14 protein-coding genes are annotated in these 16,682 nt (G+C 47.9%); 11 read left to right on the top strand and 3 right to left on the bottom strand.

The window, feature by feature from the left end; translation table 11 throughout:
- The first annotated feature begins 85 nt into the window (after positions 1 to 85).
- From Q9R46_RS01395 to Q9R46_RS01415, 5 genes are all read left to right on the top strand, one after another.
- On the top strand, positions 86 to 976 hold the full coding sequence (locus Q9R46_RS01395; RefSeq protein WP_090918396.1) for a carbohydrate ABC transporter permease: 891 nt from the start codon (positions 86 to 88) through the stop codon (positions 974 to 976).
- Positions 977 to 1,003: 27 nt separating this feature from the next.
- On the top strand, positions 1,004 to 1,846 hold the full coding sequence (locus tag Q9R46_RS01400; protein WP_145333193.1) for a carbohydrate ABC transporter permease: 843 nt from the start codon (positions 1,004 to 1,006) through the stop codon (positions 1,844 to 1,846).
- Positions 1,847 to 2,028: 182 nt separating this feature from the next.
- Complete coding sequence (locus Q9R46_RS01405; RefSeq protein WP_311280919.1) at positions 2,029 to 3,444, top strand: arabinan endo-1,5-alpha-L-arabinosidase; 1,416 nt, start codon at positions 2,029 to 2,031, stop codon at positions 3,442 to 3,444.
- A 657-nt stretch (positions 3,445 to 4,101) separates the two neighbouring features.
- Positions 4,102 to 4,242 carry a hypothetical protein gene (locus Q9R46_RS01410; protein WP_311278681.1) on the top strand — a complete coding sequence of 47 codons (141 nt, stop codon included), beginning with the start codon at positions 4,102 to 4,104 and terminating at the stop codon, positions 4,240 to 4,242.
- Positions 4,243 to 4,471: 229 nt separating this feature from the next.
- Entirely contained in the window at positions 4,472 to 5,452 is a 981-nt protein-coding gene (locus Q9R46_RS01415; protein ID WP_311278682.1) for a glycoside hydrolase family 43 protein, read from the top strand.
- A 463-nt stretch (positions 5,453 to 5,915) separates the two neighbouring features.
- Here the strand turns inward: Q9R46_RS01415 and Q9R46_RS01420 are convergent, their stop codons facing one another.
- A complete protein-coding gene (locus Q9R46_RS01420) occupies positions 5,916 to 6,047 on the bottom strand; it encodes a hypothetical protein (protein ID WP_311278683.1) in 132 nt (43 codons plus the stop codon).
- A gap of 117 nt (positions 6,048 to 6,164) precedes the next feature.
- Here Q9R46_RS01420 and Q9R46_RS01425 point away from each other — a divergent pair, with 117 nt between their 5' ends.
- Positions 6,165 to 7,016: an EcsC family protein gene (locus tag Q9R46_RS01425; protein ID WP_311278684.1), complete on the top strand. Its 852-nt coding sequence runs from the start codon at positions 6,165 to 6,167 to the stop codon at positions 7,014 to 7,016.
- Positions 7,017 to 7,311: 295 nt separating this feature from the next.
- Here the strand turns inward: Q9R46_RS01425 and Q9R46_RS01430 are convergent, their stop codons facing one another.
- Positions 7,312 to 9,363, bottom strand: a complete 2,052-nt coding sequence (locus Q9R46_RS01430; protein ID WP_311278685.1) for a helix-turn-helix domain-containing protein — start codon at positions 9,361 to 9,363, stop codon at positions 7,312 to 7,314.
- 196 nt (positions 9,364 to 9,559) lie between these two features.
- Between Q9R46_RS01430 and Q9R46_RS01435 the strand changes: the two genes are divergently transcribed.
- From Q9R46_RS01435 to Q9R46_RS01450, 4 genes are all read left to right on the top strand, one after another.
- Positions 9,560 to 10,618 (top strand): Glu/Leu/Phe/Val family dehydrogenase, encoded by a 1,059-nt coding sequence (locus Q9R46_RS01435; protein ID WP_311278686.1) that lies wholly within the window; start codon positions 9,560 to 9,562, stop codon positions 10,616 to 10,618.
- Positions 10,619 to 10,633: 15 nt separating this feature from the next.
- A complete protein-coding gene (locus tag Q9R46_RS01440; RefSeq protein ID WP_311278687.1) occupies positions 10,634 to 11,854 on the top strand; it encodes a metal-dependent hydrolase family protein in 1,221 nt (406 codons plus the stop codon).
- 44 nt (positions 11,855 to 11,898) lie between these two features.
- Positions 11,899 to 13,065, top strand: coding sequence for a hypothetical protein (locus Q9R46_RS01445; protein WP_311278688.1), 1,167 nt, complete (start codon positions 11,899 to 11,901; stop codon positions 13,063 to 13,065).
- 155 nt (positions 13,066 to 13,220) lie between these two features.
- Entirely contained in the window at positions 13,221 to 14,621 is a 1,401-nt protein-coding gene (locus Q9R46_RS01450; RefSeq protein WP_311278689.1) for an MFS transporter, read from the top strand.
- Between the two features lie 105 nt (positions 14,622 to 14,726).
- On the opposite strand, the gene Q9R46_RS01455 is transcribed toward Q9R46_RS01450, so the two are convergent.
- Complete coding sequence (locus Q9R46_RS01455; RefSeq protein WP_311278690.1) at positions 14,727 to 16,001, bottom strand: MFS transporter; 1,275 nt, start codon at positions 15,999 to 16,001, stop codon at positions 14,727 to 14,729.
- A 286-nt stretch (positions 16,002 to 16,287) separates the two neighbouring features.
- Here Q9R46_RS01455 and Q9R46_RS01460 point away from each other — a divergent pair, with 286 nt between their 5' ends.
- Positions 16,288 to 16,404: a putative holin-like toxin gene (locus tag Q9R46_RS01460; RefSeq protein ID WP_221787759.1), complete on the top strand. Its 117-nt coding sequence runs from the start codon at positions 16,288 to 16,290 to the stop codon at positions 16,402 to 16,404.
- Positions 16,405 to 16,682: the final 278 nt, after the last annotated feature.

Consider the following 16,682-nt stretch of genomic DNA (forward strand, 5'->3'; position numbering starts at 1 on the left):
ATTGACCGGAACAGAGCAGAAGCCATGATTCAAAAAGGCCAATCGATGTATGCCACATGCTGATCTTAGAAACAGGGGTGAACACGTGAATACGAAATCGAGTTTGTATCGCAAAGAGATGATGTATGGATACTTGTTTATTTTGCCCCCCGTTTTGGGGCTTGTGATTTTTGTATTGTTTCCGTTCCTCTATTCCCTCTATGGTTCGTTCACCGATTGGGACGGACTGGGGCAGATGAACTTTATCGGGCTTGCCAATTTCAAGGATTTGTTGACCGATGATCTATTTTACAAGGCGATGTTTAATACGTTTTACCTGATGCTCGGCATCCCGATTGGTCTGTTGCTGGCGCTCTTGCTGGCGATGGGATTGAATCGTAAAATCCCGGGTACAACCACCTTTCGCGTGATCTACTACATACCGGTTATCTCTTCCTTGGCGGCGGTATCCATCATGTGGAACTGGGCGTACAACGGAGACTATGGTCTGGTGAACCAGTTCCTCGATCTGTTTGGTATCAAAGGCCCGAACTGGCTGGCAAACAAAGATACCGTAAAACCCGCACTGATTATCATGACGGTATGGAAAGGTCTGGGTTATACGATGCTGTTGTATTTGGCTGCACTGCAAAGTGTATCCCGTACTTATTACGAAGCCGCCGAGCTGGACGGAGCGAATGGATTTCAGATTTTCCGCAATATCACCTGGCCGATGGTGAAGCCCGTAACTTTTTTCCTCGTGGTGACAAATATCATCGGTGGTTCTCAAATTTTTACCGAGATGAATATCATGACACCGACAGGTGGGCCGGAATATGCATCGGCTTCAATCGTCTTTTATATCTGGCAGAAGGCCTTTAGCAACCTGCAGATGGGTTACGCTTCTGCGATGGCGATGATTCTGGGTATCTTCATCTTTGTGATTACGCTTATCCAATTCAAACTTAACGAAAGATCAGCCTACGACGGGGATTAATGGGCGAGGAGAGGAGTGGAACGGAAGATGTCTTATAGTCAAAGAAGGAAAGTAACCAATTCTATTATATTTATCGTTCTGTCCATCGGCGCAATTGCGATGATTGCGCCTTTGCTTTGGATGCTGTCCACCTCGCTCAAGGAGAAACAGGATGTATTCGCGCTTCCTCCGGTGTGGATTCCGGAAGTGTTTCGGTTCGATAAATATCAAGAGATCTGGGAGGCAGGACCACTGCTCAGCGGGATTAAAAACAGTCTCATTGTAGCTCTTAGTGTGACAGTAGTTGGGACATTTACGTCGAGTCTTGCGGCATTTGCTTTTGCCAAGTTAAGATTTCCACATAAAAACAAACTATTTCTCGCCTTGCTGGCTTCGATGATGATTCCATATCCGACGGTGATGATTCCGCAATTTATTATGTTCTCCAAACTGGGCTGGGTGGACACTTTGCTACCGTTGATTGTACCGGGACTATTCGGGAATGTGATTATGATCTTTTTCCTGCGGCAATATCTGCTTAGTGTACCGGATGCAATCATCGAAGCGGCGAAGATCGACGGAAGCTCCTACTTCCGGTTGTATTCCAGCATTACGTTTCCACTGATCAAACCGGCCGTGGCTGCGCAGCTGATCCTCTGGTTTATGGGCATCTGGAACGATTATCTGGCACCGATTATTTATCTGAATTCACCTGAAAAGCAAACGCTACAACTTGTCATAGCCAACTTTAACGCGACCTATGCCATTCAAACAGATTATCCGCTCATTATGGCGGCGTCGATTGTAGCTCTGCTACCGGTTCTGATCATCTTCCTGATCTTCCAGAAGCAGATTATCGAGTCGGTTGCGATCTCAGGGGTCAAGGGGTGATCGGCATGAGAGGATGGAGAGTATGGAAAAAACCGGAGAGACGGGAAGAGTGGAAGGAAGCGGAGGGGAAAAAAGGACGAAAAGAAGAGTTGAATGAAATGAAAGAATGCAAAGAGCGGAAATACGATAAATATTGGACGGGGCTAAAGTGGCGACATAGGGCAAGGAAGGGAGTTGTGGTATTGATGTTACTGATGCTTCTAGGTACGGTAGGCTGCGCAGATGGCGGGGACACGGCGAAACCTCCGGTTTTTCCGGAAGCTCCGCAGGATACCAAAATGTATGATCTTACGATTCTGGATGATGAATCCAAATGGACGGTTAACAATGCACACGATCCTGCGATTCTCAAAACAGACCAGGGCTACTATGTCTATTCCACAGACGTTCGAGTAGCGGGGGAGCCGAAACCAGGCGTAATGGTCCGTAAATCAGATGATTTGATCAACTGGAAATGGGTCGGGCAGGCTTTGACAGGTATCCCCAAGGAAGCACTCGATTGGACAGGAGCGACGAACCTGTGGGCACCGGATATTATTAAAGCAGGGGACACGTACCGACTGTATTATTCGGCTTCGAGCTTTGGCAGCACGCAGTCCGCCATCGGGCTGCAAACCTCCAAGTCTCCCGAAGGGCCGTGGAAGGATGAAGGACTGGTTGTGAAGACGGCTGGTCAGGAAAAAGACGGACTGAATGCCATTGATGCCAATCCGGTGCTCGATGCCGTAGGCAACCCGTGGATGGTATATGGTTCATTTTTCGACGGGATCTATATTGCACCGCTTGACCCGGACACGGGCAAGTTCAAGGAAGAAGGATATGGTACGCGCATCGCCGCAAGAGATCGTGCCACCGAAGAGGGCGCAGTCGAGGGGCCATATATTGTGTATAATCCCGAGTTTCAAAAATATTACCTGTTCGTGTCTTATGATTCTCTGTTCGAAGACTATAACGTGCGGGTAGCTCGCGCCGACTTCATCACAGGGCCTTATACAGATATGAACGGCAATAAAATGTTGGATACGGAGCAGCTGCCGCAGTATGAGATTGGCACCAAAATTTTGGGAGGATACCGATTCTCCGAGGGAGAGGGTTGGGTTGCTCCCGGACATAATTCCGTGCTGAAGGATGGCGACGATTATTACATCGTGCATCATGCAAGGGGCGAGACCGATAAAAACTGGCCGTATCTGCATGTTCGCAAAATGCTGTGGACCAAGGATGGCTGGCCTGTCGTGTCGCCAGAACGTTATGCCGGAGAGACGGCACAAGACATTCCGAAATCGATGATTGCCGGAACGTGGGAAGGCATGGAGCTTGATCCGTCTGTAAATGGACAGGTGCAGGCTGTGCCATATACGCTCACGAGCAAAGGCAAAATCGAAAGCGAGAACGGTTCCGGAACCTGGACGTTTGATGGCAAACAAACGTTAACGCTGACGTGGAAGGAAAGCCCATGGGGCGGTGCTTCCACGGAAGAGCTGAAGCTGCTCCCATCCTGGGATTGGGAGCGAAGCCAGCCTGCGCTGGTGGTGACCGGCCTTAGCGACCGCGGCATCGCGGTCTGGGGCAAACAAATCAGCGCAACTGAGAAGTAGACCGCTGACCCTGAGTGGTGGTCAGCGGAGGGGCGCGGACATGATGTCGTCCGTGCTTAGACTTAGGCATCGTGCGCTGGCGAGAACAGCGCAAGCACATCACATGTGGCGCAAGCAGTGAGGCGGCGAGCCAGCGAGCGAGAGTGCCGCACGAGCGCTTGGCGCCAAGGGCACCAGCAGTGAGAGGGAGGAAGGAGCCGCGAGTGCGAGTTTGCCATCCGATTTCCACCGCCGAGAGCGGTGAATGGAAGAAATCGGAGGGCAAGGAGAGCCACCAAGGCCCTGCCGCCCGCGAACGCTCGCTGTGCCGTCCATCAGGATGTCCTAGTGTTAACCGCCACCTTACATCGTGCCCGACTAGGGCAAGTACAGCATTCGTCAGGGAGAGTTGACCCAGCCAAGCGGTCAACGCCACCAACCATCGAGCCAGCCTAACGGCTCGAAGCTCGATGTGTGTCAGCGAGCGAAAACATCGCGAGCAAGCAGTGCAGAGGGGCACCAGCAGTGAGAGGGAGGAAGGAGCCGCGAGTGCGAGTTTGCCATCCGATTTCCACCGCCGAGAGCGGTGAATGGAAGAAATCGGAGGGCAAGGAGAACAGCAAGGCCCTGCCGCCCGCGAACGCCCGCTGTGTCTGAAGCGGGATAGGGGCACCAGCAGTGAGAGGGAGGAAGGAGCCGCGAGTGCGAGTTTGCCATCCGATTTCCACCGCCGGAGCGGTGAAGGAAGAAATCGGAGGGCAAGGAGAGCCACCAAGGCCCTGCCGCCCACGAACGTCCGCCGTGCCTGAAGCGGGATAGGGGCACCAGCAGTGAGAGGGAGGAAGGAGCCGCGAGTGCGAGTTTGCCATCCGATTTCCACCGCCGGAGCGGTGAATGGAAGAAATCGGAGGGCAAGGAGAGCACCAAGGCCCTGCCGCCCGCGAACGTCCGCTGTACCCCTCCAACCCTGCTCTCCATGTTTTTGCAAGCACACTGAGCACGTCATAGATTCGAGCCATAACCACATATATGAAAGGGGTTCATTCCCATGACCAATTCCATTACATTTACCAATCCCATGCTGGAGCAGCGCGCTGATCCTTGGGTGTACCGTCATACAGACGGGTACTATTATTTTTCTGCTTCCGTACCAGCCTTTGACCGAATTGAAATTCGGCGAGCAACGACGCTGGAAAGCTTGAGAGATGCCGAACCCGTAACCGCTTGGACGAAGCGTGAGACTGGGCCAATGAGCGCAAACATCTGGGCACCGGAGATTCATTTTATTGATGGCAAATGGTACATATACTATGCGGCGGCACATACGAGTGAAACGAACGAGGGACTATTCGATCACCGCATGTATGTACTTGAGAACGATTCCGCTAATCCGCTTGAAGGAACGTGGGAGGAGAAAGGGCAAATTCGAACCAAATGGGAGAGTTTTGCGCTAGATGCCACGACCTTTAAACACAGAGGCATTCGTTATCTGGTATGGGCCCAGAAAGATCCGGGCATTGACGGCAATTCAAACCTCTATATTTGTGAAATGGAAAATCCATGGACGCTACGCGGAGAACAGGTCATGATCACGACACCTGAATATGACTGGGAGATTATCGGCTTTAAAGTAAACGAAGGCGCAGCCGTGTTGCATCGGAATGGTCGTCTGTTTATCAGCTACTCAGCCAGTGCAACCAATCATCACTACTGCATGGGGCTACTTACGGCCGATGAAGATGCTGATCTGCTTGATCCGGCAAGCTGGGAGAAATCACCGGAACCGGTATTCCAGACTTGTGAAAAGAATGGACAATATGGTCCGGGACATAACAGCTTTACCGTTTCACCAGATGGCAAAACCGACATTCTGATCTATCATGCGCGCAACTACAAAGAGATTGAGGGAGATCCGTTGTACGATCCAAACCGCCACGCCCGCGCTCAGGTGATTCATTGGAATGAAGATGGAACACCGAATTTCGGAATTCCTGTTCCCGATGGGCAAGTTGTCGCAGAGGTGAAGTAATAACGTATTGGATAAAGTATAAGTGATGAGAGTCTTTGGTTAGCAGAGTATGCTAATAAAAGGCTCTTTTTTGATATGTATGATTTAAGACAATCGATTCAAGAAAGGTTAATAAGGATTAGGAGCTGGAAGGCTGAATTAAGAAATTTCGACCGAGAAAGCAACCGAAGAGAAGTAGAAACGTATAGCACTACATCGAAAAACTCAAAACAATTTAAACGGAATGACTTATTACCTTTAGTTTTAATGCCTTGAACATGGTGTGCAGAATTCTAACGATCACAGGAGACGCTATTTAGCCGTTTTTCGTCTGGTTGAAATTCTAACGATCTCAGGAGAGCTTATTTGCGGGATTTGATGTGAAAATGAGTATTTATCATGCGTTTTCAGCGAAATAAGGTTTGTGGTGATCGTTAGAATTGGAGAAAGCCCGATATCGATTAAATAAGCTCATCTGAGATCGTTAGACTAAACAAGGTGTGGGAGAAACGCTAAAACCGAAACCAAAACCAAAACCGAAACCAAAACCGAAACCAAAACCAAAACCAAAACCAAAACCGAAACCGAAACCAAAACCAAAACCAAAATCGCTCATTTTAAACTGTTCTAAACATATTCCGGGTGTTTCGTTATAAAGCGTTTATAAGCCGAGATTGAGATAGGTCAGGTTTGAAATTTTAGGAACACACTACAATCTTCAGGAGGATAACATATGGAATCACGTGAGACATTAGATAGGGAGCTTGAGCAGATTTTAAAATGGGAGAAGGAACAGAAGGATCTGTTCATCTGGGACAAGATCGGGCGGTTACCATTTGCCATGCTGGATAAAGTGATGCCGAAGGCGATCAAACAGAAGATCGGCGACTCCCTGAACGAAGTGGGTCAGTATTTGCAAACGGGTGGCAAGTTCCTTGTTCAGAAGAAAAAAGTAGCCAAGCTCCTGCGAGAGGAAGCCGAGCGCTCGGGTCACCCCATAACAACGGATTATATGTACCGTTTAGAGCAGGAAGCAGATACAGAGAATACGGCCCAGATTCATAGTGTGGAAAAAATACCTCTTGAGGTGCTGGACCGCGTGGCAGACAGCATCACCGAGAGTCGAAGCAAATTTGCTGCGGCACAAGGAGCCGCGACAGGATTTGGAGGCATTGTCACCATTGCTGCGGACATTCCGCTCGTGATGGGACTTTCACTGAAAGTATTGCAAGAGATGGCGCTATGTTACGGGTATGATCCCGATGATCCACTGGAGCGTGTCTTCATCGTGAAATGTCTGCAATTCTCTTCCGCCGATATTGTAGGCAAAAAAGCCATCCTTGAAGAGCTTGCGGATTACGATAACCCGGATAAGCAAGTTGAGGTTATATCTCAAATGCAGGGTTGGCGCGAGGTGTTCAACTCATATAGTGAGTCTTTTGGCTGGAAAAAGCTGTTCCAGTTGGTGCCTATTGCAGGCATGATCTTTGGTTCGGTCAGCAACAAAAATACCATTGAGGACGTGGCCGAGACAGGCAAAATGCTGTACAAGAAACGTCTGATTCTCCAGCGGAAGCGGGCATAATCAGATGAGTCAGGTTCACAGTTGATATAAGAAAAGAACAGGTGGTCTTGCGAAAGTTAGTTTCGTCAGACGGCCTGTTCTTTGGTTTCAGATAGCACAAGTGTATCCTGTATATAAAGATTACTTCCTAGGGCGTGTATTGAAATCTTACTGAAGTGCAGCTTTTACCGCTTTATCGCCTCCTGCTGCATCAGTTTCCCTTGACGTGCTCCGGCACGCCCTGCAGAAAACTTTCTTGCATGGAATGAAAATTCAGCAAGCAAAATCTTCCTTCTTCAGCGTTTTCAGCCCCCCCTTAGTAAATTTTGCTTAAATGGCATGCAAGATATACTTTCATCCAGTCCTCACTATCATTGAAATCCAGGTCCAGAATTTCCTCCAATTTACGCAACCGTGTATATAGCGTGTTGGGATGAATATGAAGCTGTTCTGCTGTGAGAGACATGGAACGGTTATTTTCCATATATACACGCAGCGTTAGCTCGAGCTCCTCTGCCTGATATTTATAGCTGCGCAAAGGGGAAAGCACATCATAAATGTAACTCTCAATTTCTTTCATATCCTGTTGCAGAAACAACCGATTAATGCCCATCTCCTCATATTGCATGATGCCTGCGCGCTGGCTCTTTCGAAGAAAGAGCAGTGTGCGTGATGCTTCCTCATGACTTTTGGCTACTTGCTCCAAGCCGGAATACAACTCCCCGATTCCTCCATATAGAGGGGGGAGTCCCGTTGTAGCGCCTTGTTTTACTAAGCTTTTCAACTTGCGGACAAGCTGTTGTTGGCTGCGCAATTGCTGCGCCTGAAGCAGGATTGTAACTTTGTCATGTGAACTGAATAATAGCATGCTCTCCCCGGAAAGCTCCTTCTCAATAAGAGCGATCAAACGCTGCATAAAAACGTTACTTTCCTTGAGATCCTGAACATTTTCCGCCAGATGTAAGAGGCAGACAAACATTGATTTTTGACCTGACAGACCAAAGCGCTGTATCTTATCCGAAAGTTCGGCAGGCTCCCGATATTGAATGAGCTCTTCGAAAAAATCTCTTCTCCGTCGGTATACCATCTCTGTCATGGAGTAGGTGTTCATCAACTGCAGCATGACCACGGCGCTTCCCTGCTCCAGAATATCATGATCCAGTGGGCGTAGCGTGCGTTTTAGCTGTACAACAAAGCATCCGGCAAGCAGTGGGCCGTTATGAACAGGGAAAATATAATACGGAAAGGGTCCATCTGAATCGAGTATGACAGGCTCCAGATTTTTCCCCAAAGTCTGGTCCAGTTCTGAAGCGGTAAAGGGCACGTTGTGCTGCACAGGGTACCACTCTTGCTTGGTGAGATCAACAAAGCGGGTAGGTAGCCCTATATTTTTTTCAACAGCCTGAATCATTTCTGGCAAAGAACGATTATCCATGGACAGCTGAGTGAATAGATTATGAATTTCGTTTCGAATAACCAGATATCCATTCGTTTCAATAAGTTCACTAACCATACGTGCATTGGAGATAGCGATAGCAGCTTGGTCGGCGAAGCCTTGAAGCTTGATCAGATCGCTCTCATTCAACAGCTTGGCATCCTTATATTGATAAACAAGCAGCACACCGATACGATCTTCTTTCATCGTAACGGGCACAGCAATGGTTCTTTTGGCAAACCCGCTATAGTGGCTGGATTCTGCGAAGATGCGAGCATTTTCAAGACTCAGAGTACGAACGGTTTCCTCAAATGGCGGAGTGTTGACTTCATAGATTTTGCCCTTGCCTTCACGGTATACGGTACCGGTAATGCCTTCTTCAATATCTGAGGTGATTTGATAGATGGAGTCCTTGAATCCAATCTGGGCTTTGGACACCCATTTCCGGGTATTCGGGTCAATCATCATAAATAACGCACTGGAAGCAGCAGGAATGACCTTAAGTGAATTCTCCAATATTTTAAACAATAGATTGTTCAGATCAAGAGAACTGGTCAATTCTCTAAGTCCCCCCAGCCAGTGCTCATGATGCGCACGTTCAATAGCGATCTGTTCTTTCATGAGCGTATCCCGAATCAAGTACTCCAGCAGCAGACATTGATCAGGCAAAGCGGTAATTCCTTCTGGCAATACTGCTCTGATTTCGCAATGGTCCAGCAATTCTATGGAGAAAGATAACGTTTGTATGTTATTTGACGGCAACTCTGACGATTTCAACAGTTCATCCTCCAGCCAGGCCGGGGCAGGATAATCAGACTCTGTCTCTGCTGATGGATACCAGCATCTCCAGTGCTGATCATACATATCCCGTCTCCAGATATGAATATCTGCAGTCCCCCAAGTCGTTCTCATCCAGTCCGCCAATGCTTTCATAATGATCAACTCTCATCTGATGAATTTGTTATATAAGTTAACATATTGAACGGTCTATGGAAATAGAAAACTGTTGTCAATTGTGGATTGCCACATATTTTTATGAAGAATTCTGATGGATTCTCCAATGACTTTGGGTAGGGATGATTTCTATAATGTCAATATATCTAACGCAATTAATTAGGGGGGAACCAAATTGACATTTACATTACTTGATCATTATGGCGTAGAACAGCTGGTGTACTGTCAAGACAAGCAGTCGGGCTTGAAGGCTATCATCGCGATACATGATACTACGTTGGGACCTGCATTGGGGGGAACTCGCATGTACCCTTACGCCTCTGAGGATGAAGCTTTAGAGGATGTGGTTCGTCTGGCTCGCGGTATGACTTACAAAGCGGCAGCGGCTGGTCTTCAGCTTGGCGGTGGGAAGGCTGTAATTATAGGTGATCCCAAAAAAGACAAGAGTGAGGCCTTGTTTCGTGCGTTTGGCAAATATGTGAATACACTACAGGGACGGTATATTACTGCCGAGGATGTTGGCACAACCGTAACGGACATGGATTATATTCATCAGGAGACTCCATACGTGACAGGGGTTTCTCCTGAATTCGGAAGCAGTGGCAATCCTTCACCAGTAACCGCGTTTGGTGTGTTTCAGGGAATTCGTGCGGCAGCGAAGGAAGTCTACGGTTCTCCTGATTTATCCGGCAAAGTGGTGACTGTACAGGGAGTTGGCAGTGTAGCCTATCATTTATGCGGTTTTCTGAAAGAGGCGGGCGCTGAACTCATCGTCACCGATGTGGTTCAGGAGCATGTAGACCGGGCTGTGCGAGAGTACAATGCCACAGCAGTTGGGGTTAACGAGATTTATACAGTGCCATGTGATATTTTTGCACCTTGTGCGATGGGCGGTATTCTTAATGACGATACACTCTCATTATTGAAGGCTCGGATCGTTGCCGGTGCAGCCAATAATCAGCTTCGGGAAGAACGCCATGGTGATCTGCTGCATGAACGCGGAATTTTATATGCACCTGACTACGTTGTTAATTCAGGTGGACTAATCAATGTATCTGATGAACTACAGGGATATCAACGAGAACGGGCGCTTAACAATGTAGCGAAAATTTATGAGCAGCTAGGTACCATTTTTGAACTGGCCAGACAGCATAGTATTCCTGCGTTCCGGGCGGCAGACATGCTTGCGATTCATCGAATTGAACAATATAAAAAACAAATGAGTATAGCATAGAAAGGATGTTGTGAAATGGAGAAACGAATCTGGTTGACTGGGGCAACACTGATTGATGGCTATGGTGGCGAGCCACTGGAGAATAGTGGGGTCTTAATTGAGGGAAAAAAAATAACTTATGCGGGCCCAGCCAACAATTTCGTTGTACCTGAAGGGACAGAAGTGATTGAGCTGCGTGGCAAAACGATCATGCCCGGCATGATTGATGCCCACGTCCATATTCATGGCCCTAAATCACTGAATATGGCACAAGTCGCTCTGGAGCCAAGCGAGATGCAGATGGGGCGTGCGATGCAAGATCTGCCCAAACTCATTGAGGCGGGTTTTACAACTGTTCGGGATGTCGGAAGCCATGTTGCTGTATATGTACGTGATCTGATGAAGGAAGGTGTAATGAAAGGTCCGCGAATTAAAACCTCCCGTCACATGCTGAGTCAGACAGGCGGACATGCAGACATTCACATGCTCCCGAGTGAAATGAATATTTTTACAACCTGTGACGGAGTTGATGAATGCATCAAGACGGCGCGTACACAGTTTCGTGAAGGGGCAGATTTTCTAAAGGTATGCTCTACGGGTGGAGTGCTGTCAGAGAAGGATGATCCCCGATGGTCCCAATTTCGCCTGGATGAACTTAAAGCGATTGTGTATGAAGCAGAGTCCGTTCAATCTTATGTGGCTGCTCATGCCCAAGGGACACAGGGAATTATTAACGCATTAATGGCCGGAGTTAAAACGATTGAACACGGGATTTACATCGATGAACGTGGCATTGAACTCATGTTGGAGCAAAAGGCTGTGCTTGTACCCACCTTATCCATTGTTCATCGTATCATTCAGGAAGGGCACAAATTCGGGGTTCCTGAATTCGGTATTCGCAAGGCACAGCTTGTCTATCAGGAGCATATCGAGCATATGATCACAGCTCATAAGGCCGGGGTGGTCATTGCTTCTGGTACGGATTTCTGTTCATGCGCTCCTGTAGAGCATGGAGGGAATGCACTGGAGCTTGAATTGCTTGTAAAAGATGTCGGCTTCACACCGATGGAAGCGATCGTAGCTGCAACTCGTTCTGCCGCAGCCGCAATGCAGATGAGCGAGCAGATTGGCACGATTGAAGCAGGCAAGCTGGCAGATATCCTGGTGCTGGGAGCGAATCCGTTGTCTGATATCGCACTATTACAGACAAAAAGTAATATTGAGCAAGTATATCTTGAAGGTGAGCGCTTGAAATGATTTAAAATGAGCAAATGCGTCATCATGAGAACGGGGGAATTCACATGTTTAGTCAGCCGATTTTTATAGCCGCCATTTTATTGCTTCTTCTGGCCGTAGGTGAGATCGTTTCCGTATGGTCCAGAGCACGTATTCCTTCGCTGCTCATCATTCTGGTCGGATTCCTGCTGCTTAGCTGGGCTGGATTTTTCCCGGAGGGTATTGTCAAAACCTCTGCACTGACCGCATTCGGCAGTCTGATGGTTGCACCGCTACTCGTTCATATGGGAACACTGATCCCGATTAAGCTGATTCGATCACAGTACAAAGCCATACTGATCTCGCTGATTGCGACGATAACGGGAACAGTGCTCATTTTGTTAATTGTTTCGCCGATCTATGGATATACTGTTGCGGTATCGGGAGCAAGCCCGGTTGTAGGCGGAATACTGTCTTACCTGATTACTACGCAGAAGCTTCAGGAGTTAAATCTTGCATATCTGATTACAATTCCAGCCGTCATTATGGCAATTCACTCTCTATTTGGTATGCCCATTGCAACGAATCTGCTGCGCCGCTATGTGGTGAAAATGAAGGGACAGGGCTTTTTTGAAAATAAATCATCGGTTGGAAGTGCTGATCCTCATACAGTAAACACATCCAAATCTTTGCTTCCGAGTCGTTTTCAGACGCCGCCCATTTTGCTATTTCTGCTTTTCCTGACAGGAAGCCTGGCTGTGCTTTTGAACAGTCTGACTTCAATCAACTACAGCATCTGGGCATTGCTGTTGGGTATTCTGGGACATATGGCAGGCATATTCCCGGCTCGTATCATGGACAAGGCAGGCACGACAGGTGCAGCTATGGTAGGCTTGATCGTTGTGGTTATGTCCAGTACAGATGGAGTGACGTATGATGCACTAGTCCAGTCCCTGGGGCCGGTACTGCTAATCATTGTGATTGCGGCTGTGGGTATTATTATTGGTGGCTTTGCGGCTTCCAAGATGCTCAAGTGGGACCCACTCAAAGGCATTCCTGTGGCGTTGACAGCTATGTTTGGTTTTCCTGGCGACTATATCATTTGTGAGGAAGTTAGCCGCTCGGTTACAGAAGATGAGCAAGAGCGTAAAGTCATTATGGATGAAATACTCACGCCGATGCTTGTTGGCGGCTTTACTACCGTAACCACGGCTTCTATCGTTGTAGCCTCCATCCTAGTGAATACGTTATAGATCGACAAATAAGCGATCCATATTCTGCTTTAGGGTGTTTAAATGCAGTAAAGCTGTTCAAAACAAAATACGATGATACGTTATCATCGAACTTCATACCGAAAATCAAGCCCGCCTGCTCGTAAGCAGGCGGGCCTTTATAAGGAGGGGATGTCATGAGGGAATGTGTCTTGTCAGTGACGGTGAGCAATCATCCTGGCGTGTTGGCGCGCATATCCAATTTGTTTGCAGGTTTGGGGATTAACATTGACAATATTGCCACGGTACGCTCGCGAGATCGGCATGTGTCTCGCGTTAGGATCCAAGTTGAATTGGACGAAGAAGGCATGGAGAGAATCTCGCATTCCTTACAGCAGCTGCCAGATGTCATCCGGCTCAACCAGGTGCGCACACGTTTGAAGCGTTTCTCCTATTGGACTGCCGCATACGGTTTGTTTATCGCAGTGATGGGCCTAAATCTGGTTTCACCCATCTATGCGATATACAAGCAACAGTGGCATCTTTCACCCGGGATGCTGTCCTTTGCTTTTGCTGCTTATGCAATTGCTCTAATTCCGTCAATCATAATCACTGGGCAGCTGTTATCCGGTGGGGGCTTTCGCAGATTTCTTGTACCCGGGTTACTCATTGCTATGACGGGTACACTCTGTTTGCTATTGGCTACGAGTTATCCAATGCTAGTATTGGCTAGAGTCCTACAGGGGGTATCCGTAGGCATATTCAACGGAGTTACGGTTGCTGCTCTGACCCGGTTGCATCCAAGACAGGATCGAAGGCAGGCCGCCATGGTTGGTGCTATCGCCGTAACTGCAGGCAATGCTCTGGGGCCAATGATGGGCGGCATATTGGCGCAGTATGCGCCGCATCCGGCACAGCTTCCTTATGTCATTCATTTACTGTTTATGATCCCGGGCCTCCTGTGCCTTATAAGTTCCCGTGCTGAATTACCCGGCAAGGCTAGAGGATACAAGCTTCATCTGCCGACACTTCCACAATCTGGAACCAAGGCATTCAGCATTGCCGTGCTGTCCTCATTTGTAGCATGGGGGATTACGAGCCTTTATGGCTCGACGATTCCGATGTATTTAAATGAATGGATTGGAGAAACAAGCTATGTTCTGTCCGGACTTATTGTGGCTATCGTATTAATTATTGCTGCACTGGCTCAGTTCAGAAGCGCACGCTGGAAGCTTCGTAGCATGGGGATATTCGGGACACTGCTGCTTGGAGCAGGGCTTCTGCTACTGCTAGTTACGATACACACTGGATCGATCATTAGTTTGTGCGCGTCTATTGTTTGTGTAGGTATGGGATATGGACCGCTCTATGCAGGAAGCTTGGCTCTTGTGAATGAAACGACCTCGGATGAGTGGCGTGCAGATGTCCTTTCTTTGTTTTATGTGGGAACCTATCTTGGTGTTGTTTTACCTGCGATTGGTCTGGGTTTGTTGACTCAGTGGTTCGGCTTGCAAAGAGCATTTGATTGTTTTGCCGTACTGTTTATCGTGCTCATCCTGGCAGGGCTACAAGGCTGGAGCCAACAAAAAACAGGTTAGACTGTGCGAATAGGACAAAAAAGAAGAAGGTTTCTGCTCGTCTGGTTAAACAGAACAAGCAGGAACCTTCTGTCGGTTTATTTCATGCAAATGGATTGTTTAGGTCTAATCCTCGCTTCCGTTTTCTTGTGCCCAACGATTGAGCAACTTGTCAGATGGTAGCAGGAACGTAAAGATACCGATCAGTGGCAAGAAGCTGCATATTTGCATGACGGGTGAAACGCCGAAGGCGTCGATCCAGTTGCCGAGCACGAGTGCCCCAAGGCCACCCATACCAAAGGCAAGACCCGTAATCAGACCGGAAACCGTTCCGATTTTGCCCGGAATGAGCATTTGAGCGTATACCACAGTAACGGAGAAGCTGGATAACATAATAAAGCCGATAATCGTCAGCAGTACGCCCGTCCAGAACAAGTTGGCATAAGGTAACAACAGCGCGAGCGGTGCAGCTCCGGCCATGGATAGAAAGATCATGTTGCGTTTACCGAATCGGTCTGCGAGCGGGCCACCAAAGAAGGTACCCAGTGCACCAGCAGCCAGGAAGAGAAAAATATAAATTTGTGCGTCTTCTGTAGATAAACCAAATGTATCTTTCAGATTAAAGGCATAAAAGCTGCCGATCGAAGCTACGTACCACGAACGGACAAATACAAGCAGAATCAGGATCGTAATCGCGGCAGCAATTTTTTGACGTAAAGCTGGATTGGGGGTACGACGGGCAGCTGCTTGTTTACGCAAATATGCGCCGGATTGCAACATCTGACCATACCAACGTGCGACGTAGAGCTGTACAGCAATTCCCATTGCGGCAATACCCGTAAAGCCGATGGCACCAAACAGCCCAAACGGGATGAAAATCCAGCGTGTCAGTAGCGGTGCAAGGGATTGTCCAGCATTACCTCCTACCTGAAAAATAGACTGTGCCAGTCCTCGGCGCTGGCCCGCAGCCATATGGGATACCCGGGAGCCTTCCGGATGAAAAGCAGCGGAGCCGAGTCCGACAAAAATGACAGAGATGAGCACCATCATATAACTGTCGGCAAAAGCGAGTAACAACATGCCCGTGAACGTGAAACCCATGCCAATCGGCAGGATCGACGGAGTAGGTTTTTTATCAGCAAACCAGCCGACAACAGGCTGCATAATCGATGCGGTAAAGTTGATCGCAAAAGCGATCCAGCCGATCTGAGTGTACGTTAGATGCATGGAGTCTTTTAAGATAGGAAATATTGCCGGAATGACAGACTGGATGGAATCGTTGAAGAGATGCACTAGACTGATGGCAATAAGTATCCGGTATACGGTGCCTTGGGCATCCAATCCGGGTGTGGCTTTCGAACGCGCTGCGGCGTCCTTGGCTAATGTAGTTTGTGTAGACATGTTCAGTTCTCCTTTGGTCGCGGTCACGAGGGATCAGCGCCTATGTTAGATTCTATGCAATTAAGCATATTGTTACATAATAGGGCAGATTGGAGCGACCGACAAGGGGAACAGAGGAGAAAGATGAGCGAAGCTCATGAATTATATTCGGGTGATAGCATACGCATACGCTTATGCTTATACCAAATGAATATCTACCTATTGGGTTATATGGTATAATGTGTTACAACAACAGAATGGCTTGAATGGGCGGTCGGCTAGTCTCCTGTGGAAGGAGGTGATGCCTGTGGAGATAAAAGATGTACTGACGCTGATGATCAGTTTTGCGGGGTTTACAGTAACCTTGATTGGACTGATTGTAACGATCGTCATTGCATTGAATAATCAAAACAAAAAGAAATAGACCGCCCCGACTAAGGTAATGGTCTATTTCAGTTACCGGTTACAGCCACCGCCCTTGAAAGCGGCTGTTGTAAAAGAGTGAGGATGTTGACGCATCCTTACTCTTTTTTATATTATCCTTGTTGACTACAGTTTATCACAACATTTCCCAAAACTCCACATTCCTAATTCTGGCTTTTGACCATTCACGTACCATTGTCAATTTGGTTTGAATGAAAATTTGGGTAGAGCAGGTAAGGTCTATCATTTCTATTATTTCAATTGTGAGAAAATGGGGCT

This window comes from Paenibacillus sp. RRE4 (genome assembly GCF_031844205.1).
Taxonomy (GTDB): Bacteria; Bacillota; Bacilli; order Paenibacillales; family Paenibacillaceae; genus Paenibacillus; species Paenibacillus xylanexedens_B.